Origin of the sequence: Fontibacillus forbon (assembly GCF_046559655.1) — a bacterium.
Taxonomy (GTDB): domain Bacteria; phylum Bacillota; class Bacilli; order Paenibacillales; family Paenibacillaceae; genus Fontibacillus.
Window position 1 is genome coordinate 465,796 of sequence record NZ_JBKGFV010000004.1, and the last position, 21,396, is coordinate 487,191.

Genomic DNA, 21,396 nt, shown 5'->3' on the forward strand with positions numbered 1-21,396 from the left:
ACTTGATATATTCACCGGTTTAACCGTTATAAAATTACAAAAACTGCCGATTCGTAATGAATCGGCAGTTTTTTTGGTGTTGTTACAGATGTGCTCCAATATTTATTATGGTTGCACTTTTGACGCCGGATCGGTTTCTTTCATTGGCTCGCCCGCCTGTGGATCAGCCTTTGGAAACTGATTTGAGGTAAACTTCCCGGACAAAGCGTACAGAGCGGAACGGGTGTCAGTAGGAATCGACAAGATGTAGATGTCATATACAGAATCTGTCGTGCTTAGAGCATTCCCCCAGATATCCTGTCTAACAGTACCTTGTTTTGTACCTGGCCCAACCACCTCGGACTTGCCGTTCGAGTATGCACCGATTGCAGTATCCAGATTCATAAACTCGCCTTGTTTTACAGCCACAATCGCATACGATGCAATATTGGCATTGTTACCGGGCTCGTAGAAGCTGACTGCAATCTCCGTGTTGTTTACTGCAACAGCACTCGCAGCATTAACCTTCTCTACCGGAACTGCTGCAGGTGGATTTACAGTCACTAGACCCGAAGCATCGGAAAGGGCATTTGTTAATCCATACCCCGACTTGGCTACCGACAAAACGAATACTTGGTAAGGAGTAGTGGTATTAATTGCGCGACCATATACATCATTCTGACTTCGTACCGAATAGTTAGTGATATTTCCTCCGGCTGGAGCAACAGAGGTATAGTTTTCCGGCGAAGTTACATTATTAGCGTCCCGTAGCGAAAAGCTTCCGGCTTGTGCCGATGGAACGACCAGAATGCGATATTCCGCGATATTGCTTTCGTTAGCCGGCTTGTTAAAGCTGACTTTGATATCGCCGGCGGTGCCGGTACTGTTAGCGGTCTCGGACCAAACACTCAACCCGGTAACACGCTGCACGTTCGAATTATCCGCCAGCGTAATTTCCGCCGACTCGGAAGACAGAGCGCTATCGCCGCTGTAATTGTTATTCTTTACGGATAGAACGAATACACGGTATTTGACGCCGTTCTGAATCAAAGCCCCATCCACGTCTCTTGCTCCGGACGGCAACGTTTGGGTCAGCGTATTTCCGCCCTTGTATACGGTGGTGAAGTACGGGCTGGCAGCTGCTTTAGCTAGCGTAAAGGCTGATGAGTTACCCGCTCTTACGACCAGAATCCGGTAGTGGTTGATATTGCTTTCATCGGACGCCCGATTGAACGTCACTTGCATATCTCGCCCATCGCCGATGTCGCCGATATCATTAACCACCGGGGTCGAAACCTTGCCTACGCTGTAGTTGTTCCCTAGCGTAATTGCCGATGAAGCAGCGGACAACGTGTTATCGCCTGCATAGCTGCCTCTGCCCACGGACAGAACGAATACGCGATAACTTACTCCGTTGCGGATGAGATCCCCGTCAACATCTACAGCGTTGGAAGCCAGCACCTTATTGAAATTCGTTCCCGTGCTGGCTTGCGTATATCTGCTGCTGGATACATTATTAGCCTTCGAAAGCGTAAAGCTTCCCGCATTAGCGGTCTTCACGACCATAATCCGATAATAGCTGATATTCGATTCATCGGACGCCCGATCATAAGAAACCAACAGGTCGCGGCCGTCATTATAATCATTTACATCGCTAACATACAGATTCGACACGGTGCCTACGCTGTAATTGTTCAACAAGGTAACGGCATTCGAAGCCGAGGACAAAGCGTTATTACCCGCATTGCTGCCGCTGCCGACCGCCATAACGAAGACGCGGTAGCTGACGCCGTTACGGATCAGGGCACCATCTACATCTCTGGATGTAGAATTCAACGGCTTGCTTTGGTTGTAACCCGTCTTGCTAATGTCCGTGTAATTCGAGCTTGATACTGCGTTTGCCCGGGACAGCGTGAAGTTCGAATAATCACTTGCTTTAACTACGAAAACGCGATATCCCGAAATCTTTGATTCGTCGGAAATCTTAGTGAAGCTCACACGTAAATCACGACCATCCCCGCTATCGCTGATATCTTCAACCAGCGTAATGATCGGTGCAGTCACCGTGCCCGCGCCAAGCGTGATCGACGACGAAGCCGAAGACAACTTGTTGGACGCGGTGCTCGTATTGCTCATGGAGAGCACGAACGACGTGTAGGCAACACCGTTTTTGATCAAATCGCCGGAAGTGTCCCGCGACGAAGAAGACAATGTTCCTGTCAGCGTAGTGCTGCTACCGGTCGATTTGTTCACCGTGGTGTAATATTGGTTGGCGTTTGCCGAAGCCAAATTGAAGCTGCCCGCATCTTTGGTCTTCACGACGAACACGCGGTAGTTCAAAATATTACTCTCCGTCGATGCACGGGTAAAGCCTACGGACATATCCCGTCCATCCCCGTAATCGCTGATATCACTGGATCTTACGTTCGTAACCGCAGCTACGGATACGCCGGTGTCCAGCGTGATCTTGGACGAAGCATTAGATAACGCGCTGCCTGCGTTGTTTTTTCCTACGGCCAATACGTAGGCAACATAGGGTTGATTGGATTGAATATTGGATCCGTCAACGTCCTTGGCACCCGAAGACAGCGTAACCGCCGGGTCAGATCCGCTTGGACGAACCGTCGTATAATTGGCCGAGCTCACTTTCAGGGCCGAGGACAGATTGAAGCCCGAAGCATTCGCCGCTTTTACTACCAAAATCCGGTAGTGATCGACAAGCGATTCATTCGAAGACCGCGAGAAGCTGACTTCCAAATCGCGTCCGTCTCCCGTGTTGCCTACATCTCGCAAAGTAACATACGAAACCGGGGTTAATGTTCCAGGTTCTTCAGAACTTCCGCCGGTGACGATCGAAACGGTCTTGGCACTGGAATTCCAGTTTACCGCCTCGCCGAGCGCTTCACTGACAAAGCGCACCGGAACCATCGTTCTGCCTTTGATGGCCTGTGCAGGCACATCAAGCGATACGGTCTGATTGTTAATCGTTGCCGTTTTCGATTTCAATTTTAAAACTACTGTCGTATTATCTTTACTTGCTGTCACCGTTTGCGTCCACTGGTTCCAGTTCACCGTTGCGTCCAGCGCTTCAAAAATCGCGCGAAGCGGAAGCAACACGCGGCCCTGCACGACCACCGGCGCCTGATCCGTTGCCAGCCGATTGCCGTCAATATACACGCTGATTGCCGGTGCGGCTTGCGCAGTGTTTGTTAGCAACATGGGAACGACCAGGATTGCCGCTAAAAGAGTAGTCCATATTTTCCTCACAGTTCCATCCTCCCTCAAATTAAACAAACCATGGATGTTTCATGACTATATGACGCATCAAGACCGATAAAAGTTTCTGCAATTTTACATCCCACCTAAAATTACCCTAAGCCAGATACTTAGAACCGGAAATTGGATTGAAACTATATCGCCCATTGATTCGTAATACCTGTAGATACACAGTTACATAAACTCCAGTAATGAGAGAGGAATCTTTTAATGAATATAAAACAGATCGTCATCGTAGGTACCATGGCCTGCGTGATTACCGTCATTCCCGGCATTTCGGGACATACATCGAATATAGCTTGCGCTGCTGCGATATCGGCCAAGTTGACGAGTTTAGATAATACGAAAGAGACCGGAAAGGACACTTTGATCGACTCCCTGGGTCTTTCCACCGACAAAGCGCTGTATGATGCTTTATTGGACGGCCAGTCGTTGTCTGAGATCGCAACATCAAATGATAAGCAAGTCGATTCGGTTATCTCACTGCAGACAACACAGCTGCAACAGCAATTGACACAGAGGTACAACGAGGGACAGTTGAGCGAAGCGTCCTATCTGCTGCAAATGGAGGAAGCCTCCGAAATTATTTCGGCAAGTGCCCACCAGCCATATCGTATTTTGGGATAACTGGATTTCCTCCAGCTATTTTCTCCGCTAACCTGCTTTAAAGTAGATTAACTGGAAAAACTACAGCTATTTTCGCTCAATTCGCCCACAAGAGGCCAAAACCCTAAAATTAGATGGAGGTTTTACAGTTAATTTCGTGAAAGTAGCCAATTCCCCAAAATTAGCTGTAGGTTATACAGTTATATTAATTGAAAAAAAGAGTTGTCCCTCAGTCATTGATATGACCACCGGGAACAACTCTTTTTTATATCCTAATGCCGCTTCGGTAGAAGCTTGACGTACTCGTCGGACAGCTTCATTAACCGGGTAATGTACTCATAGTCGCTGCGGTAAGCGGAGATGTCCGTCACCGGTTCCAGCGTGTCCAGCGATACGGCGGTGCCGTCATCGAATCCCTGGCCGGGAACGAACATGACCTCGTTGTTGAAAAACGAGCCTGTAGGCAGATAGTAACGCATGCCGATTACGTTGCGGTCGATGTTCAGCAGATCCTGGCCGAGCGCGGTAAACTTATCGTCCTTCAGGGACACCCCAAGCAGATTGGCTACCGTCGGCATCATGTCGACCTGACCTCCGGTCACGTCGGAGACGATGCCCAGCTTTTGCCCCGGAATATGCACAATGAACGGAATATTGAACCGGCTGATCCGGTCGTCATAAGGGATACCGAGCTTCTCCGTAATTTCGGCGGCCCCGGTCTCGCTCGGTTGAATGCCGAAGTGGTCGCCGTAAATCGCCAGCATCGTATGGTCCCACATTCCGGTTTCCTTCAACTGGTCGATCAGTTTCCCGATCGCGTAGTCCGTGTAATTCATTGCCGTGATATAATTGCCGAGATTCGTTCCCTTCAGGTTGTCGGGCAATTGGATTTTCACTTTATCCTCCGGCACCACGAACGGGGAATGGCTCGATGTCGTGACAAACTGGGCGTAGAAAGGCTTGCCCTGGTTTTGCAATTCCGTCAGTTTCTCTATCCCTACGCGGTACATCTCCTCGTCCGAAGCCCCGAAATCATTGAAATGATCATTCTTAAAGGACGGCTTGTCATAATACTTATCAAAGTTTAACGCCGGATACAGCTTATTGCGGTCCCAAAAAGTCACTTTGTTAATATGGAAAGTGTTCGCCACATAGCCATGCTGCTGAAGCAAGCGAGGCAAGCTTGGCAACTCTCGGCTTCCGAACCCCTTGGACATGGCCACCGCCGCCGTCGGGTAAATCGAGGTGTTGGACATGAATTCCGCATCCGAGGTGTTCCCCGGTCCGATTTGCTGGTACATATGCGGGAAGTAAGCCCCTTCCTCCGCCAACGAGTTCAACACCGGCGTTACTTCCTGGTCCCCCACCTTCAAATGAATGGGGAAGTTCTGAAACGACTCCATTTGAATCACGATCAGATTCATGCCTTGGGCGGCTCCGAAGTATTTCGGAGTTTCTCCCGCCGCTTCCTCCCGGTAAGGGTATCCCGCCTGCAGGCTTTGGATGCTTGCGATCGTTTCTTGAATATTGCCTTTTGCGATCATCTCTTCTTCTTCATGATTGCGAAGCGCGGCATCCACCTGGAAATTCAAAAAACCGATACTTTCCGCGCGAACCAGTTCGTTGTCGATTTTTTTACCGGAGCGTACAAACAGCCCGGAGATCACCACACTGATGATCAAAACACAGGCGACTCCGATTCTCCAGCCCCAGCCGGTGCGATAGCTCTGCCCCCAAGTGCTGCTCCGAAAGCTGAGCCTGCGGTTCCGGCGGTGTTCCCGGATGCGCGATGCGACCCTATATATCGCCAATACCGCAAAATCGGCAAAGAACAGGAACTGTTCCGGCCGGATCAGGGCATTGACGCTAGCCCGGATTTGCGGCACCTGGTTGAGCTCGCTCAGCACCGCATAGGTCGGCACCGTCCCAAAATGCGCAAAATACAATGTGGCCGCAAACAGCATGAATGAATAAACGAAATTAAAGCTCCAGTAGACTGGGCCTTTCTTTTTTATGGGGAAAATCAAATCCACCAGACATAGAAGAGCCAGTGCCGACAAAGCTTCGGCCGGCAAGCCTTTCCAATGAATCCCCTCATAAAAGAAGTAGCGCATCAGTCCGATTTTCAGCAGAAGCAGTATAATGGTTAGAATAAATTTGCTCTGATTGGATGACAGAGAACTCCTCATTGCTAGTTTCAACTCTTCTCTATGAAATAATGGCTTAACTAGATTTCCCGGCAAACCTCGCACGATCCGCGGATCACAAACTCGGTGGGTACAATCATTGCAGGCGGCGCAACATGCGGCGTGCGAATCATCTGATCCAGTAACTCGATCGACTGACGGCCAATTCTTCGAAAATCCTGGCGTATCGTCGTAAGAGGCGGCTGCGTATACTTGGAAATCTCGATATCATCGAATCCGATGACCGATAAATCCCGAGGCACATTCAGCCCTGCTTCCACCGCCGCTTCCATCACGCCGACCGCGCTCATATCCGAACTGCAGATCACCGCCGTGGGAAATTCGGAGCATTGCAGAAACTGCTTCATCGCCATGTACCCGCTCTCTTTCGTAAAATCGCCAAAATAAATATAATCCGATCTATAGGGCAGATCCGCTTCTTCAACGCCCTGGCGATAGCCTTCGAATCTTAGCTTACCTACATAGGAATCGAGATAACCGGCCACGAAAGCGATTTTCCGGTGTTTTAGCCCGATCAAATAACTTACGGCTTGTTTAATGCTGTTTATATTGTCCGAAGTAATATAACCCGCGCGGCGTCCCAACAAATCCAAATCAATAAACATCGTGGGAATTTCGGATTGAAGCATTTCCTCGAAATTGAGATCGTTCCGCTGAAAGCCGAAAATAAGCACCCCGTCCACTTGTCGGCTGCGGCAGTGACGGACCAGGCTGTAGTCCGGATTCCAGTCGATCTGGGCCAAATAGATCAGATCGTAGCCCGACTCTTTTAGCGATCGTTCCAAACCGGCAAGAAGCTGTACAAAAAAGGGATGCGATAATCCGGTCGTCAAAAAGAGCCCCAAAGTTTGGGAACTACCCTTGACCAAGCCCCGCGCCGTGGAATTCGGAACAAATTGTTCCTCCTGAACCACCTGCATTACGCGCTCTTTGGTTTTGGCGCTCACATTAGGATAATTGTTGATCACCTTGGAGACGGTTGAAACCGAAACCCCGGCGGATTTTGCAATATCGCGAATATTCCGAACCATAGCCCACCTTGCTTCTTCCTGAAGGTTTTTGAAATCTATTCAAGGATACTCTGTTTTTTTCAGGGATGCAACGAACCTTGCTTCATACAACAAGGCCGTCCCGAGTTCGGAAATCCAAGTTCCAATAAGAAAAACCGCCCGGAAATATCGCCGGACGGCTCTTTGCCCTATACCTATAACAACTGTATTTCTGCCAAAATTATGCCATAAAATCGCACATGGACCGCACGGATACGGTTCCCGGCGAGCCGGCGACAAAGGCTTCGTTTCCGGAACCGCTGCGGCGCCGGAACTCTACGGTAACCGGCCGCCCAGGAATCAAATCGAAGAAGTTATCCGAGAAGATGCCCTCTTCTTCGGCGTGCAGCCACACCCTTCTGGCGAGTGCGTCCGTCTTCAGCGTAAAGGCGCAGCCCTCGCTGCCAGGGACTTCTTCAACAGCGATTGCCGCCTGCGGCAGCTTCAGTTCTCTGAAGGAATCAAAGTAGAAATGCTGGCTGTCCAGCACGCGGCCGCCGCTCTCCAGACTGGCGAGCAATACGGCATTACTGCGGTCGTGCCCGTTCAGCAGCTCCGCCGCCGAGACGCGGTACACTTCCGCTGCCGAATCCGCGCCCAGGTTGACGGCCTTGGACTGTTCATGCAGCAGGGCGCCGCTGAAATCATAGAGCGACAGATGGAGTTCCGCCCGGAGCTCCTCCTGACGGTCGGACACGGCATGGAAGATGACGGCGTCCTTATCGGTATCCTTCTCCTTGCCCGCATCTCCCCCCACGACCGACAGCATGACTTCGCGGAAGCTGCGCCGCACAATATATTGCAGCGCTTTCCAGCGTCCGTAATAGTCCATTCCGGCCCAGGAAGCAACCGGCCAGCAATCGTTCATTTGCCAATACAACGTCCCCATGCAGAACGGCTTATTTCTGCGGTGCGCCTCAATCGCGATCTGAATCGCTTCGGCCTGCAATACCTGGCTCATATACAGGAACGATTTGAAATCCCGCGGCTCCGGCAAATACTGCTCCATGTATTCCTTGATGAGCTGATTGCCCCTGCCGTTCTTTTGATGGGCCAGCATCACATCCGACTCCAGTTCAAGCTGTTCTTCTGTTGCATAACGCAACACCGAAGAGAGCTCAGGGAAGGATTGGAATCCGTATTCGCTCATAAATCGCCCTATGCGTTCATTGTAATTCGAGAAGGGTTCAACCGCGTGCCATACGCCCCAATAATGCACGTCCCCTTCCCCGGTGACCTTCGTGGCATGCTGACGCTCGTCGCCGGTCAGTTCGCGCAGCGGCGATGAAGGCCAGTAAGCCACGCCTCCGCCCAAACGTTCCACGGCTTCCGGGAGCAGCTTATGGAAGACCGCCTCGTAATCGGCCCAGATATGCTCTCGCTGCTCCGGGGTATAGTTTTGCTTCCATCCCCATCCGCCATCTTCATCATAATGCGCCCAAGCCGAGTCCATCTCATTATTTCCGCACCATAAAGCGATGCTTGGATGATTCCGCAGGCGCTTCACATTATATTCCGCTTCCGCCGCGACGCTTTGCAAAAATACTTCATCGCCGGGATACATGCTGCAGGCGAACATGAAGTCCTGCCACACCAGCAACCCGTACTCGTCGCACAAATCGTAGAAGACGTCCTCCTCATAAAATCCGCCGCCCCAGACGCGCAACATGTTCATATTGGATTCGGCGGCGGAGGCAATTTCATGCCGGTAACGCTCGGCGGTGACTTCCGGAATAAAGCTGTCGTTCGGGATATGGTTCGCCCCTTTGGCAAACACGGGCACCCCGTTCAGCTCAAAGCTGAAGGACGCACCCGCAGCATCCTTTTCGCGGATTAATTTAATCTGCCGCAGACCCGTTTTGACAGACCGCTCCGCTACCTCTTTGCCGGCAGTATCCTTTAGGCTCGCGCTAAATTCATACATCTCCGGCTCGCCGAGTCCGCGACACCACCACAAGCGCGGTTCTGCAATTTCAAGCTCCAGTTCCACCGTCTGCCGTCCCTGCTGCAGAGCGACCTCTCTCTGCCAGGCCATTCCGTGAACCGCTATCGCCAAATTGCCTTGCCAAGCCTCATCGGCTTCGATTTCCGCCATCGCGGTAAGCTTCGCGACCTCTCCGCTCACCTCGTCCTGCCGGATAAACAAGTCGGTCAGCCGGGGGCCGGACCAACCGTTCAAACGCACCGGCCGCCAGATTCCACTGGTCACCAAGCGCGGACCCCAATCCCAGCCGTAGTGATACGGCGCCTTGCGTGCGAAGACGCTCAACCGGCGATCACCCAATCCGCCCAGCTCCGACTGGTCATTAGGAGCCGGAAGAGCGTAGCCCAGCTTCTCAAGTTTGGGCAAGTCCTCCGAAATCGGCGAACGAAAGACGATGTTCAAGATATTCTCATCCTGTATAACCAGTTCTTTGATCTCTGCGCTCCAGGCTCTAAACATATTATCCGCGGACAGAATAGGCTGCCCGTTCAGGAACACGTCCGCATACGTGTCCAACCCTTCGAATACAAGTTCGATATGAGAACAGGCATCCCAGCCGCCATCCAACTTAAACGTCGTTCGGTATTCCCAGTTTTTCTTATCGATCCACTGCAAATCATGCTCATTCGTTCCATAAAACGGATCCGATATTTTCCCCTGTCGCAGCAAATCGCTGTGTACCGTACCGGGGACGCGCGCCGCATTCCACTCCGTCTCGTCACAAGCCTTGAAGCTCCAATTGTTCAACTCCTGTTGTTTGCTCATATGCCCTCCATGAAAACGATGTCTTATCTCTCATTATCCCTGTTTCTCTTTAAATATCAACATTTTTGTTAGCGTTTTGTTAGATTAAGGTTAGAACAAATTACCCATTTCCTGATTGCTTTCTGTAATATAATATGAAAATACACCCTTAAAACAAGACAATCAAGGACAATAAAAAATAACTCAGCACATTTAAAGTCCACTAACAATTAGGTTACAATTTATGTGTAAGCGCTAACAAATACCATAAACGAGGGGCGATCGAAGCATGAAGAAGAGTGTGATACTCACATTTCTGATGGTTTTCGCATTATCCGCCATTCTGGCCGGCTGCGGCGGCAATAACGGCAATAACAAAGCCGGAAACGACGGAAATGCCGGGAACTCGGGCACGACCAATTCCGCAGGGGAAAATTCCGGCGGGAACAGCGGCGAAGGAACAGCCGAAAAGCTTAGCGGCAAGGTCACTTTCCTGACGAACCGCACGGATATGATCGGCAAGGAGTACGACGAATACGTCAAACGTTTTAACGAGAAATATCCCGACATTAAAATCGAGTTCGAAGCCAGCCAAACCGACTATAACCAGCAAATCAAAGTACGGATGGCCAGCGGCGAGTTGCCGGACCTGATGTTCATTCCGGACATTCCGAATTCCGATCTTCCGAAATATTTCGCTTCGCTCGATGACTTGCAGTTCAGCAGCGAGCTGACCTTCAAAGACTTCAAATCGTTCGACGGCAAACTTTACGGCATCACTACCGGCAACTCGACTTCGGGGATCGTATACAACAAAAAAGCGTTCGCGGATGCCGGTATTACGGAAGTTCCGAAAACCTGGGACGAATTCCTGGCAGCTTGTGAAAAGTTGAAACAAAACGGCGTCATCCCGCTCTCTTCCAACTTTAAAGACAAGTGGCCGCTGGGAAGCTGGGTATACGATATGCCGCGCATCATCGAGAACAACAAAGACTTCCCTAACGAAAGAATCAACATGGAAGCTCCGTTCTCCATGGATAACGGCTATGGTAAAGCGATGATGCTGCTGAGAACCTTGTCCGAAAAAGGCTATCTGGAAAAAGACATCAACTCCACAAACTGGGAGCAATCCAAAAAAGATATCGCCAGCGGCAAAATGGCCATGTACTTCCTTGGCAACTGGGTAATCAACCAAGTCATCGGCGTAGGTGCCGAATCCGACAACATCGGCTTCTTCCCGCTTCCTTATGATAATTCCGGCTCGAATCGCGCGCCGTTTAACCCTGACTTTTTCTACGCGGTGAACAAAGACAGCAAAAACCTGGAAGCGACCAAAGCTTTCCTGACCTGGATGATCGAAGAATCCGGTTATGAAGATTTCGCAGGCTTTATTTCCCCGCTTCAAGGCCGGGAATCCAAACTGTCCCAACTGGCCGAATTCCAGGCTACCGGCGTGGAGATGCAAGAAGGCGTAGCCGATGATCCGAAGGTAATCGAAATCTCGAACAAAGCACAAATCGACCTGCCTGCGATCGCACAGGAATTCGTACTTGCGAAAGACCCTCAAACGGTTCTCGACAAGTGGAACAAGGCGTGGGCCAAAGCTAAAAAAGATCTCGGTTATTAATCCTCTGGCAAAATGGGTTATCGGTGGCGATAATCCATTTTGCTTTCAATCATCAGACGCGGAAAGAAGGGATATAAGGAATGTTCAAGACTATGACCTACAATAAACAAAAAAATATCATCATTTTTACATTCCTGCTCATACCGGTAGCATTATTGCTGCTCTTCACCTATTACCCGGCCGCCAAGCTCGTTTTCTTCAGCTTTACGGATTGGGATGGTTACAGCCCGGAGAAGCCCTGGGTTGGCCTGGATAACTATAAAGAAGTATTTTCGAATCCCGATATTTTCGGGGTCTTTACGCATAACTTTGCTTACTTTGTCATGGGGCTGATCCAGAACGTCGTGGCCATTTATTTCGCCGTTGTTCTGAACGGCAGGCTGCGGGGAAGAAACGGCTTCCGGCTGCTCCTGTTCCTGCCCTATATTATGAATGGCGTTGCGGTAGCCTTCATGTTCGGCTATGTGTTTGATACTACGCAGGGTTCGCTGAACTTGTTCCTGAACAGTATCGGGCTGACCAAGCTGGGCGAAACCAGTTGGCTAGGCACCGCCGGACTCGTCAACTACTCCCTTGCATCGACGGGACTTTGGCGGTTCATGGGCTATAACATGGTCATCTATATCGCATCACTTCAGGCTATTCCGAAGGACATTTACGAGGCTTCCAAAATCGACGGCGCGAATGCCTGGCAAACCTTTTGGCGCATTACCTTACCCAACATGAAACCGGTCATCCAGTTAAACCTGTTCCTTACCGTAACGGGAGCGCTCGAAGTCTTCGACCTGCCGTTCGTTCTGACCAAGGGCGGACCTGCCGGAGCGAGCCAAACCTATGTGCAGCGCGTGGTTGAAACCGCATTCGCCTTCAACAATTACGGTCTTGCATCCGCCATGAGCATCATTCTACTGTTCTTTGTCATTGCCGTAGTAGGACTTCAGCAATTTGTGCTTAGCAGAGGAGGAAACAACAAATGAACGCGAGAAAATTTACGTTTACGGATGCGCTGAAGTACCTCACTTTGCTGATTGGGGTATTCGTCGTCTTGTTTCCTCCTTATGTGGTGATCGTGAACTCTTTCAAAGCGGACGCGGAATTCAACACGGCCAGCACCATGGCCCTGCCGAAAAGCTTTTTCAACTTCGAAAACTTTAAAGTTGTCTTTGAACGGGGCGGGCTCCTGAGCGGGTTCGGCAATACGTTGATCATTATCTGCGTAGCGCTCGTATTTAACATTATGTTTGGCACGATGGTAGCCTATGTGCTTGGCCGATTTAATTTTAGAATGAAAAAAGCGGTGTTCGGGCTTTATCTGTTTGCCACCGTCATTCCAAGCATCACGACCCAGGTAGCTACCTTCGGCATCATCAAATCGCTGGGACTGTACAATACGATGGGCGCTCCCATCATTTTGTATATCGGAGCCGACGTCATCCAGATCATTCTCTATTTGCAGTTCATCCGCAACATTCCGGTGGATCTCGATGAAAATGCCATGGTGGAAGGCGCATCGCTCTTCCGGATTTACCGGTCGATCATTTTCCCGCTGCTGACGCCGGCAACGTCGACGCTGATCATTTTGAAATCCATTAGCATTTACAATGACATGTACACTCCCTATCTTTACATGCCGAAGCAGAGCCTTGGCGTCGTAACGACTGTTCTTATGCGCTTTCAGGGCATCAACATCGCCAACTGGAATTTGATTAGCGCGGCGATTCTCCTCATTTTGCTGCCGACCGTAGTGCTGTATTTCTTCCTCCAAAAATATATCTTTGAAGGAGTTGCGAGCGGTGCGGTAAAATAGGAGGCAATCTGCAGGAAAGGACGAGGGGTTCTTTTGATTAAGCTGATCCGTAATCTATTCCGTAAATCCTGGATGATTTTTGCCAATCTGTCGATGCAGAAAAAACTGGTAGTCATTTTCGTATTTTTAATTACTCTGCCGATCACTTATGTCAGTTACTCTTCCTACCGAACCAATTCCAACTCGGTGCTCGCCAGCACGACGGCGTCGGCAGGCCAGATGACGGACAACGCGATGGATAAAGTCGACAGGTATATTGCGGATCTGAAGCGGTATACCATCCTTCCCCTGTATAACAAGGACGTTCAAAAATATCTCGACCAGAAGGGGACGGATTGGGACAAGAACTCAAGCGTCAATATGTTTCTTATGTATCTGGCGAACACGAAGGAAGAAATCTCCGCCGTCTACATGATCGATCATTACAATTCGATTTTTTACTATAACAAGCCTGGGATCAATGAGCTGTATCCTTACGAAAGATTGGAGGAATGGAGGGTTCGGACCGAGCAGGCCAGCACCGCTTCGGTACTGACCGGCACCCACCCGATTCGCGTCAACGTTTCCGAACAACGGCAAGTTTTTACCGTCATGCGTTCTATCCAGTCTGTCAGCACGCTCAAAAATATCGGAATGATCGTCATCGATGTCGACATCAGTTTGTTCGAGGGAATTATTCAGCCCCTGAATACGGTAACCCATGGAGACACGTTGATCGTGGATGACCTTGGAAAGGTCGTCTATAACAGCGATCCGGCCGAGCTAGGCAAAGATTTAAGCGGAAGCCCTCTGCTCGCCCAGGCGACTGCGCCGCGGGGCAACTTCCGGCTCGACATCGACGGCGAACCGTATATGGCGGTCTATTCCGTTTCCGAAAGCACGGGATGGAAGACGCTCGTCTATATCCCGCTCAAGGAACTGCTCGCTCCGATGAAGCAGAGCCGCAACGCTATGATGATCATGACGCTGTCGATCATTTCTTTTGCCTTGCTGGTGGCCATGATTATTTCCTATGCGCTTACCAAGCCGCTGAAACGCACGGTCCAGTTAATGAAGCAAGTACAGCGCGGCAAGCTGGATGTTCGGGTGAACGTCAAATATAACGACGAGATCGGAATGCTGGGCAGCCACTTCAACCGGATGCTCGGCCGAATCCGCGAACTGCTTCAGGAAGTTTACGAAACGGAAAAAAGCAAGCAAAAGGCGGATATCCTGGCGCTGCAAAACCAGATCAATCCGCATTTCATATACAATACGCTGGAATCCATCCGCATGCTGGCCGAACTGAACGACGACGACCGCGTCGCAGAGTTGACCTATTTATTAGGCCTGCTGCTTCGCTACAGCATTACCCGCCGCAGCGATGAAATCGTAACCGTCCGGCAGGAGCTGGAGCATGTTGAAAATTATTTGCAGCTTCTGCAACTCCGGTTTCCGGATAAAATCAGCTATCAATTTATGATTCCGGAAACCTATTACGCCTTGCCGATTATCAAGCTGGTGTTTCAGCCTATCGTGGAAAACGCCATTTTCCACGGATTGGAGAAACAAGCCGAACCTGGCGCCATCACGATAACAGCCTGGAACGAACGGGACGACGTGATGTTCTCCATCCATGACAACGGGGTCGGCATGAGCGAAGAAAGGCTGGATGCGCTTAACCAAAGCCTGACCGACGGGAAGACCGATAAATTCGGCATCGGCCTGCGCAATGTGAATGAACGCGTCAGGTTGCATTACGGGGATACTTCAAGTCTTGCGGTGAACAGTGCGCTTGGAGAAGGAACCACGGTCATCCTGCGTATCTCGGGCCTCATGAAAGCCGGGGAACCGTAAAGATATCAGTAAGGAGGAGTACGCTATGCTCAGGATCGTTATTGTCGATGATGAAACCTCCATTCGCGAAGGATTGGCGAAGATGATTGGCAAAGAGAGCGACCGGTTTCACATTGCCGGCTCTTTCTCTAACGGGCAAGAGGTGCTGGATTTTACGGCGGATTCCGAGTTTGACGTTGTCATTACCGATATCCGGATGCCCTTGGTTGACGGCCTGGAGTTGGCCCGGGAACTGAAACAAATCCGGCCGGATACCCGCTGCATTATCATGAGCGGATTCACCGATTTCGAATATGCCCGGCAAGCGCTTAGGTACTCTGCGGTAGATTATTTACTGAAGCCGATCAACAAAAAACAGCTGTTCGGGCTGCTATATCAATTGGACGATGAAAAGGAGCTGGCTTTGGGTAAAGAGCAACAATTGCGCTCAAAACTTCTCCTCACTTACCTAAGAAGCCTACCTTCCCTTTGCCAGCAAATGCCTGAACTGATCTTGCCCTTACCCCATTTTTCGGTAACGATTATTAAAGGCAGTGATTTGGAGGCCCTTCATTCCAGCATCACCCTGCTAAGGCGTCTGCCTCAAAACCGGTTTGACGTTATAGATACAAGGGAAAGGGAAATTATCCTGATTAACTATTACGAAAACCCGCCTGGACCGGAGGAAATAGCCCGTCTGGCGGAATCGCTGCGGCAGTTCCCCCATCCCGGCATCGTACAGGCCGGATCCAGCCCCGAATACACTGATCCTGCGGATCTCAGCAAGGCTTATTCTGAAGCGAGACGGGCCTGTGACCGCGGTATGTACTGCAAGGAGCCTTGGAGCTATTGCTCTTATATCCAGGAATTTGGGAAAGAGCCTGAAGTGAACGAGCTGTTTGCCCGAAACCGGGATGCACTCATTCAGTCCATGCAGGTATTGAATATTCCCCAAGCGCTTAAAAATCTGGAGTCCCAGCTTCATGAGCTCGAATTGGCAAAAGCCTCGCGCGAGGCGATACTCCGGTTTTGCGAACTGGCCTTTGAAGCCGCCGGTGCTGAATTACATGAATGGGGGAAAATCTTTGGGCCCGTCATCCCTGCCTGGTTGGAAGAACAACTCCAGTCTTGTCTAAGGTTTGATGAGATGAAAGACAGCTTTACAGGCGAGTTCTCCAAAGGCCTGCAACAAATCCGGGAGGGACGGCTTACTCAGGGTGGCAAGTCCGTAGAAATCGTCAAAAAATGGATCGCAGAGCATTACGACGAGCCGGCGGAGCTCGGTAACCTGGCCAGCATGGTATACTTGACGCCCAGTTATCTCAGCAAGCTGTTCAAGCATGAAACCGGCCTGACGATCACCGATTACCTGATCGAAGTGCGGATTCGCAAAGCCAAGCAACTGCTGCTCCATTCCAGCGAGCTGAAAATCCATGAAGTCGGCACCGAGGTCGGTTACCCCGATCCCGCCTACTTCAACAAATTGTTCAAGCGGATCGTCGGCGTTACTCCCAACGAATACAAGAAGATCAGCCATTCCTCCTAGCCTTTTGAACCGTTCATCGCTAGTGTTCGTGTATGACGGACAAATCCTAATAAAGTGTCTTCTATTAGGCGGACACTTTTCCGAAAAGGAAATTACTTGCCTTTAACATCGAAAATCAACATATTGAATCCAAAGCTTCAACACCGTCTATATATCGATCGAAATACTTCAATAAGGAAAAAGCCTTGGTGTCCACTTTTAGGTGGACATTAAGGCTTTTTTGTCTATCCGGAAAGTACATATTTAGAAAACGAAAAGGCACTGGAGTTCTGGGGGAGATTAAGTTGAGAGAGATGCCCGCTCTTGTTCTCCAGATACGGACAAAACAGAAAAGTGTCCACCTAAAAGTGGACACCAAGTGGTTTTCGGATGCACTATGCGAATGTCCATATATTGTGGAAAGAGACTATCCTAGGGCCCTAAATAAAGGATTTTTTCCGTGGACAATCCGGTATCGTACCTTTGCGAGTGTCCACTATTTGAAAGACAATCTCGCAAAAACTCCACCATACATGGACATATCGAATATCGTAATTAGACTTTCATATATCTATCTGCCCTATTTTTCACACGATATCTTTTCTCTCCACATTCCGGATCGCTAAATAGCCAACCAGGACGCCGGCCACTGCAACCGTAGCCGGGACATATATAATGGAATTCAAGGTGAACTCCGTACCGCTGCCGATATTCAAAACCGCCATAAGGAAAATTCCGGACACAATAGTTGCGGACACCGAGTACTTTCGCATTCCGAAGTAAAGCGGAACAAGACTGATGCAACTGGTCATAACCGTGCTCACCAAGAATCCGACTCCGTAGTCCACCAGCATCTTGCTCGTCAGATCCTCGTTTACTATAAGGGCGATCCGATTGAAAATATGAAATCCCGTGAAGATCAGTACCCGGGAAAGGATCCCGAAAACAAAAGTATACAGGAGGACGATCAGCATTTTTGCCTGCAGGAATTTTTTCCGGCTTAAAGGGTACATGAACAACACGGTCACGGTTTTGCTTTTGTATTCATCGATAATGAACTTTGATAACAGTACTGAAGCAAAAATGATGAATATGAACGAAGCGGAGTTCGTTAACACGTACGCCTCTTTGTAGCTTTTCAAAGGCTCGTCGTAATTCACCCCGATAAGGGAACCCATGAACACCAGAATGGCGATGAATCCGCCCAGAATGGTACCCTTGAGTTTATATTTCTTCAATTCCAGTTTCATTAAATTTATCATTTCAGGCTCCCACCTCCATTACATAACATCCTTAACCTCGACATTCCGGATAGATAAATACGCGATCAGAAGACCGATGACGCCAATGGTTGCAGGGATAATAAAAATCGAACTCAATGTAAAATCGGATCCATTGTTAGAATTCAGGATCGCTCCAATGATAATCGCGGTCACGATCGTAGTGGGAACCGAATGCTTGCGCATCCCGAAATAGAGCGGTACGAGACTGATACAGCTGGCCACGGCGGAGTTTACAAGGGTTTTAACACCTTGTTCCATAAGCAAGGAAGCCGCCGGGTCACCCGGAATAAAATGAGCATATTGATTATATAAATAAAACCCGGTAAAAATCAGGACTCGGGCGATAACCCCGAAAATAAAAGTAAACAGGACCACGATGATTATTTTGGCGGCCAAGAGCTTCTTCCGCTGGAGCGGATACATGAACAGCACGGTGATGGAGCCGCTTTTATATTCATCGATAATATATTTACATAGAAGCACCGAAGCGAAAATAATGAACGTTAAGGACACGAAGGTATCGCTGAATCCAAATACTTCTTCATAACTGGCGAAGGGGGTATCCGGTTTGTCGTAGTTCAACAGGATGATGAAAGCCATAATGATGAACGTAGCGATAAATCCGCCCTTAATGCTGCCCCGGATTTTATATTTTTTCAATTCCAGCTTCATTAAATTAAGCACTCAAGCCACCCCCGTTCAATAACGAGATAAAGTAATCTTCCAGCGAACTGTTCTTTTTGTGAATCGACTCAATCATCACATCGTTCATGATCAGCACTTTGCTGATTTCGTTCTGCGCCGCCCGGATATCGTAAACGCGAAGATTATGGTCGTCGATTACTTTGAAATTCGTTAAGCTCAAATCATTCGACAGAATAAATGCGGCCTTCTTGCTGTCGCTCACCGTAATCTCGATATATTCGGTGTTCCGCTCCCGAACCCGTTCCATCGGAACTTCTTCGATCAACCGTCCGTGATTGATTACGCCGATCGTGTCCGCCATGAGCTCCATTTCCCCTAAAATATGACTGGATATGAGCAGCGTCATCCCGTATTCTTTGGACAGCATTTTGAACAGGTCGCGGATTTCCTTGATCCCTACCGGATCCAGCCCGTTAATGGGCTCATCCAGGATCAGCAGTTCGGGCTTGGTAATAATCGCTCTGGCGATTCCCAGTCTCTGCTTCATCCCCAGCGAGAAATCCTTGACCGGTTTATGATCGATATTTTTCAAATTTACCAGTTCAAGCGCGTCATCAATCGATTTCTTGTTATAGTAACCCATATACTCGCAATGTAGCTCCAAATTCTCTCTCGCCTTAAGCTTGTCGTAAAAAACCGGATATTCGATGATCGTCCCCATCCGCCCAAGCAATGCGTACAACTTTGGAGTCAGCTTTTCCCCAAAAATCTCGATTTCGCCGCCGGTCGGTTTCACCAGATTCGTGAGCATTTTCATGATCGTCGTTTTACCTGCTCCGTTCGGCCCCAGGAAACCGTAAATCTCTCCCTGTTTAATGCTCATACTGACATCGGATACCACTTCTTTTCCCTGAAACACTTTGGTTAATCGGGTCGTTCTGACGATATGGCTCATTCCCTGACCACTCCTTTGCTTCTTGCTTATTCTTATAGCTTTATTGTAAAAGCCGATATGGTCGTATTTATTAATCAATTCTTACTTAATTCTTAAGTTCGGCGTGATCCGGAAAAAAGCCTATAGCGAGCAGACCTTTCTGCTTTCTATAAGCTTTTGTTTCGTAATTCCTGACGGATTAATACCGGAACGACTTCAGTTGCACGGTGAAAATGGTTTTCTCGTACGGTCTGCTATAAAGCGTGATATCTCCGCCCATGTTTTGCGCAAGCCTCCGGGTAATCGTCAAACCCAGACCGCTGCCCTGGTACGATTTGTTCCGGGAGTCCTCCAGCGTATACATCCGCTCAAACACCTTATTCTGGTGAATTTCCCCGATGCCCTTCCCCCGGTCCCACACGTCCACGCACACTTGGTCGGACTCTTGCCTTAAGGTCAAACCGACGACGTTCCCTTCGCTGCCGTAGCGAATCGCGTTGGAGATCAGATTATTCAGGATCCGGTCCAGGGCATTTTCGTTAGCGTAAGCATATATGGGCTCGTCCGGAATCTTGATTTCCACTTCGATGTCTTTTCCCGTAAGCACATCATAAAAGGATAGCATGTTTCTGCGGCAAACTTCATTTAAATGGACCCGCGCCAACGGCAGCGGCTGATCCCCGGATTCCAGCTTCGCCAAATCGAAAAATTGCCGGATCATCTCCATCACTTCATTGGCTTTGCGGTGCACCTTTACCAGCAAATCCGCCCGTTCTTCCGCATTCATGTCCGGATCAAGATGAATCGTTTCGATATATCCCAGAACGACGGTCAACGGTGTCTTCAAATCATGCGAAATGTTGGACAGCATCCGGCGTATCGATTGCTCGGTTCCACTCCGCTCCGCAAGAATCCGCTGATTGTACTCCAGCACCCGGTTGATATCGGTCAGGATTGACCTGAGCTCGGGATCTTCCGTAAACAGCAGCAGTTTCTCGCTGGAATCCTCGGCCAGAATCACGTTCAGCTTTTCGTGCATGCGCCGAAGTTGATGGCTTCTTTTCCTGTTGGCATAATGCTGCCTGTAGAGCAGTCCCGACAAAATTAAAATAATGCCGATCAGAACCAGCTCCGTCATTCGCGGCCATCCCACTTGTATCCGATGCCCCACAAGGTTTTCAAGTATTTCGGGTCGGAAGGATCTTCTTCGATTTTCTCCCGCAATCGGCGGATATGTACATTAATAACGTTCTCGTCACCCAGATAATCGTCATTCCAAATAAACCCGTAAATTTGCGCTTTGGTAAATACGCGGTTCGGGTTTTTAAGAAACAGCTTGAGGATTTCGGCCTCCTTGGCCGTCAGCTTGATATCCTCGCCATCTCTGCGGACGACGTAATTGTCCAGATCCACGATCAGTCCGTCCAGGTTCACAAGTGCATCCTGCTTCTCCTCCGGCTCGCGCTGGGCATATAGCGTCGCTCTGCGGATCGCCGCTTTGACCCGGGCCGTAATCTCGATCAGGGAAAACGGCTTGGCGATATAATCATCCGCCCCGAACCCGAGGCCGATCGCTTTGTCGATATCATTATCCTTGGCGGACATGATCAATATCGGAACCGAACTGGTCTCCCTCACGATCTTGATTACTTCGATCCCGTCCAGCTTGGGCATCATAATATCGACGACAAGAAGATCAAACGGTTCGCTCCGGAACCGAGCAACTCCGTCTTCGCCGTTATCGGCGGAAACCACCGCGTATCCTTCCTTCTTCAGATATCCGGCCAGCATCTCCACGATGGAGGCATCATCTTCAACAAGCAAAATTTTATGCGGCATATTCACATCACCTCTCAACTTTTCCCATTATACTATTTTTGAGAATGCTGCGGGACCCGCGTATAATAGAATTGCA

Annotated in this window: 15 protein-coding genes; 6 read left to right on the forward strand and 9 right to left on the reverse strand. The window is 49.5% G+C overall.

Annotation, left to right across the window (positions count from 1 at the left end):
- Positions 1-105 precede the first annotated feature (105 nt).
- On the reverse strand, positions 106-3,246 hold the full coding sequence (locus tag ACLB09_RS17765; RefSeq protein ID WP_410771193.1) for a stalk domain-containing protein: 3,141 nt from the start codon (positions 3,244-3,246) through the stop codon (positions 106-108).
- A gap of 219 nt (positions 3,247-3,465) precedes the next feature.
- On the opposite strand from ACLB09_RS17765, the gene ACLB09_RS17770 reads away from it, so the two are divergent.
- The gene (locus ACLB09_RS17770) at positions 3,466-3,882 is read left to right on the forward strand and encodes a hypothetical protein (protein WP_410771194.1); all 417 of its coding nucleotides are present in this window, start codon (positions 3,466-3,468) and stop codon (positions 3,880-3,882) included.
- A gap of 251 nt (positions 3,883-4,133) precedes the next feature.
- Here ACLB09_RS17770 and ACLB09_RS17775 read toward each other — a convergent pair whose 3' ends face one another.
- The 3 genes from ACLB09_RS17775 to ACLB09_RS17785 all read right to left on the reverse strand — a co-directional run bounded on the left by ACLB09_RS17775 (position 4,134) and on the right by ACLB09_RS17785 (position 9,866).
- The gene (locus tag ACLB09_RS17775; RefSeq protein WP_410771195.1) at positions 4,134-6,050 is read right to left on the reverse strand and encodes an LTA synthase family protein; all 1,917 of its coding nucleotides are present in this window, start codon (positions 6,048-6,050) and stop codon (positions 4,134-4,136) included.
- 38 nt (positions 6,051-6,088) lie between these two features.
- On the reverse strand, positions 6,089-7,099 hold the full coding sequence (locus ACLB09_RS17780; protein WP_410771196.1) for a LacI family DNA-binding transcriptional regulator: 1,011 nt from the start codon (positions 7,097-7,099) through the stop codon (positions 6,089-6,091).
- Between the two features lie 199 nt (positions 7,100-7,298).
- Entirely contained in the window at positions 7,299-9,866 is a 2,568-nt protein-coding gene (locus ACLB09_RS17785; RefSeq protein WP_410771197.1) for a beta-mannosidase, read from the reverse strand.
- A gap of 268 nt (positions 9,867-10,134) precedes the next feature.
- Here ACLB09_RS17785 and ACLB09_RS17790 point away from each other — a divergent pair, with 268 nt between their 5' ends.
- The 5 genes from ACLB09_RS17790 (at position 10,135) to ACLB09_RS17810 (ending at position 16,640) form a co-directional block, all read left to right on the forward strand.
- On the forward strand, positions 10,135-11,472 hold the full coding sequence (locus ACLB09_RS17790; RefSeq protein WP_410771198.1) for an ABC transporter substrate-binding protein: 1,338 nt from the start codon (positions 10,135-10,137) through the stop codon (positions 11,470-11,472).
- 92 nt (positions 11,473-11,564) lie between these two features.
- Complete coding sequence (locus ACLB09_RS17795; RefSeq protein ID WP_410771199.1) at positions 11,565-12,449, forward strand: carbohydrate ABC transporter permease; 885 nt, start codon at positions 11,565-11,567, stop codon at positions 12,447-12,449.
- Complete coding sequence (locus tag ACLB09_RS17800) at positions 12,446-13,279, forward strand: carbohydrate ABC transporter permease (protein ID WP_410771200.1); 834 nt, start codon at positions 12,446-12,448, stop codon at positions 13,277-13,279. The genes ACLB09_RS17795 and ACLB09_RS17800 overlap by 4 nt, the downstream gene beginning before the upstream one ends.
- A 33-nt stretch (positions 13,280-13,312) precedes the next feature.
- The gene (locus ACLB09_RS17805) at positions 13,313-15,115 is read left to right on the forward strand and encodes a cache domain-containing sensor histidine kinase (protein WP_410771201.1); all 1,803 of its coding nucleotides are present in this window, start codon (positions 13,313-13,315) and stop codon (positions 15,113-15,115) included.
- 25 nt (positions 15,116-15,140) lie between these two features.
- Entirely contained in the window at positions 15,141-16,640 is a 1,500-nt protein-coding gene (locus ACLB09_RS17810) for a response regulator (protein ID WP_410771202.1), read from the forward strand.
- 566 nt (positions 16,641-17,206) lie between these two features.
- On the opposite strand, the gene ACLB09_RS17815 is transcribed toward ACLB09_RS17810, so the two are convergent.
- The 5 genes from ACLB09_RS17815 to ACLB09_RS17835 all read right to left on the reverse strand — a co-directional run bounded on the left by ACLB09_RS17815 (position 17,207) and on the right by ACLB09_RS17835 (position 21,320).
- On the reverse strand, positions 17,207-17,881 hold the full coding sequence (locus ACLB09_RS17815) for an ABC transporter permease (RefSeq protein WP_410771203.1): 675 nt from the start codon (positions 17,879-17,881) through the stop codon (positions 17,207-17,209).
- An 18-nt stretch (positions 17,882-17,899) separates the two neighbouring features.
- A complete protein-coding gene (locus tag ACLB09_RS17820) occupies positions 17,900-18,586 on the reverse strand; it encodes an ABC transporter permease (protein WP_410771204.1) in 687 nt (228 codons plus the stop codon).
- Positions 18,579-19,502, reverse strand: a complete 924-nt coding sequence (locus ACLB09_RS17825) for an ABC transporter ATP-binding protein (protein WP_410771205.1) — start codon at positions 19,500-19,502, stop codon at positions 18,579-18,581. Before ACLB09_RS17825 ends, ACLB09_RS17820 begins: the two co-directional genes overlap by 8 nt.
- Positions 19,503-19,680: 178 nt before the next feature.
- Positions 19,681-20,619 carry a sensor histidine kinase gene (locus ACLB09_RS17830; protein WP_410771206.1) on the reverse strand — a complete coding sequence of 313 codons (939 nt, stop codon included), beginning with the start codon at positions 20,617-20,619 and terminating at the stop codon, positions 19,681-19,683.
- On the reverse strand, positions 20,616-21,320 hold the full coding sequence (locus ACLB09_RS17835) for a response regulator transcription factor (protein ID WP_410771207.1): 705 nt from the start codon (positions 21,318-21,320) through the stop codon (positions 20,616-20,618). Before ACLB09_RS17835 ends, ACLB09_RS17830 begins: the two co-directional genes overlap by 4 nt.
- Positions 21,321-21,396 lie beyond the last annotated feature (76 nt).

What these genes read in the sequence shown, in the direction of transcription:
- ACLB09_RS17810 (WP_410771202.1), top strand. Translation starts at nt 15,141, where the DNA reads ATGCTCAGGATCGTTATTGTCGATGATGAAACCTCCATTCGCGAAGGA.
- ACLB09_RS17830 (WP_410771206.1), bottom strand. Translation starts at nt 20,619, where the DNA reads ATGACGGAGCTGGTTCTGATCGGCATTATTTTAATTTTGTCGGGACTG.
- ACLB09_RS17815 (WP_410771203.1), bottom strand. Translation starts at nt 17,881, where the DNA reads ATGATAAATTTAATGAAACTGGAATTGAAGAAATATAAACTCAAGGGT.
- ACLB09_RS17800 (WP_410771200.1), top strand. Translation starts at nt 12,446, where the DNA reads ATGAACGCGAGAAAATTTACGTTTACGGATGCGCTGAAGTACCTCACT.
- ACLB09_RS17780 (WP_410771196.1), bottom strand. Translation starts at nt 7,099, where the DNA reads ATGGTTCGGAATATTCGCGATATTGCAAAATCCGCCGGGGTTTCGGTT.
- ACLB09_RS17825 (WP_410771205.1), bottom strand. Translation starts at nt 19,502, where the DNA reads ATGAGCCATATCGTCAGAACGACCCGATTAACCAAAGTGTTTCAGGGA.
- ACLB09_RS17835 (WP_410771207.1), bottom strand. Translation starts at nt 21,320, where the DNA reads ATGCCGCATAAAATTTTGCTTGTTGAAGATGATGCCTCCATCGTGGAG.
- ACLB09_RS17795 (WP_410771199.1), top strand. Translation starts at nt 11,565, where the DNA reads ATGACCTACAATAAACAAAAAAATATCATCATTTTTACATTCCTGCTC.
- ACLB09_RS17785 (WP_410771197.1), bottom strand. Translation starts at nt 9,866, where the DNA reads ATGAGCAAACAACAGGAGTTGAACAATTGGAGCTTCAAGGCTTGTGAC.
- ACLB09_RS17770 (WP_410771194.1), top strand. Translation starts at nt 3,466, where the DNA reads ATGAATATAAAACAGATCGTCATCGTAGGTACCATGGCCTGCGTGATT.
- ACLB09_RS17790 (WP_410771198.1), top strand. Translation starts at nt 10,135, where the DNA reads ATGAAGAAGAGTGTGATACTCACATTTCTGATGGTTTTCGCATTATCC.
- ACLB09_RS17775 (WP_410771195.1), bottom strand. Translation starts at nt 6,050, where the DNA reads ATGAGGAGTTCTCTGTCATCCAATCAGAGCAAATTTATTCTAACCATT.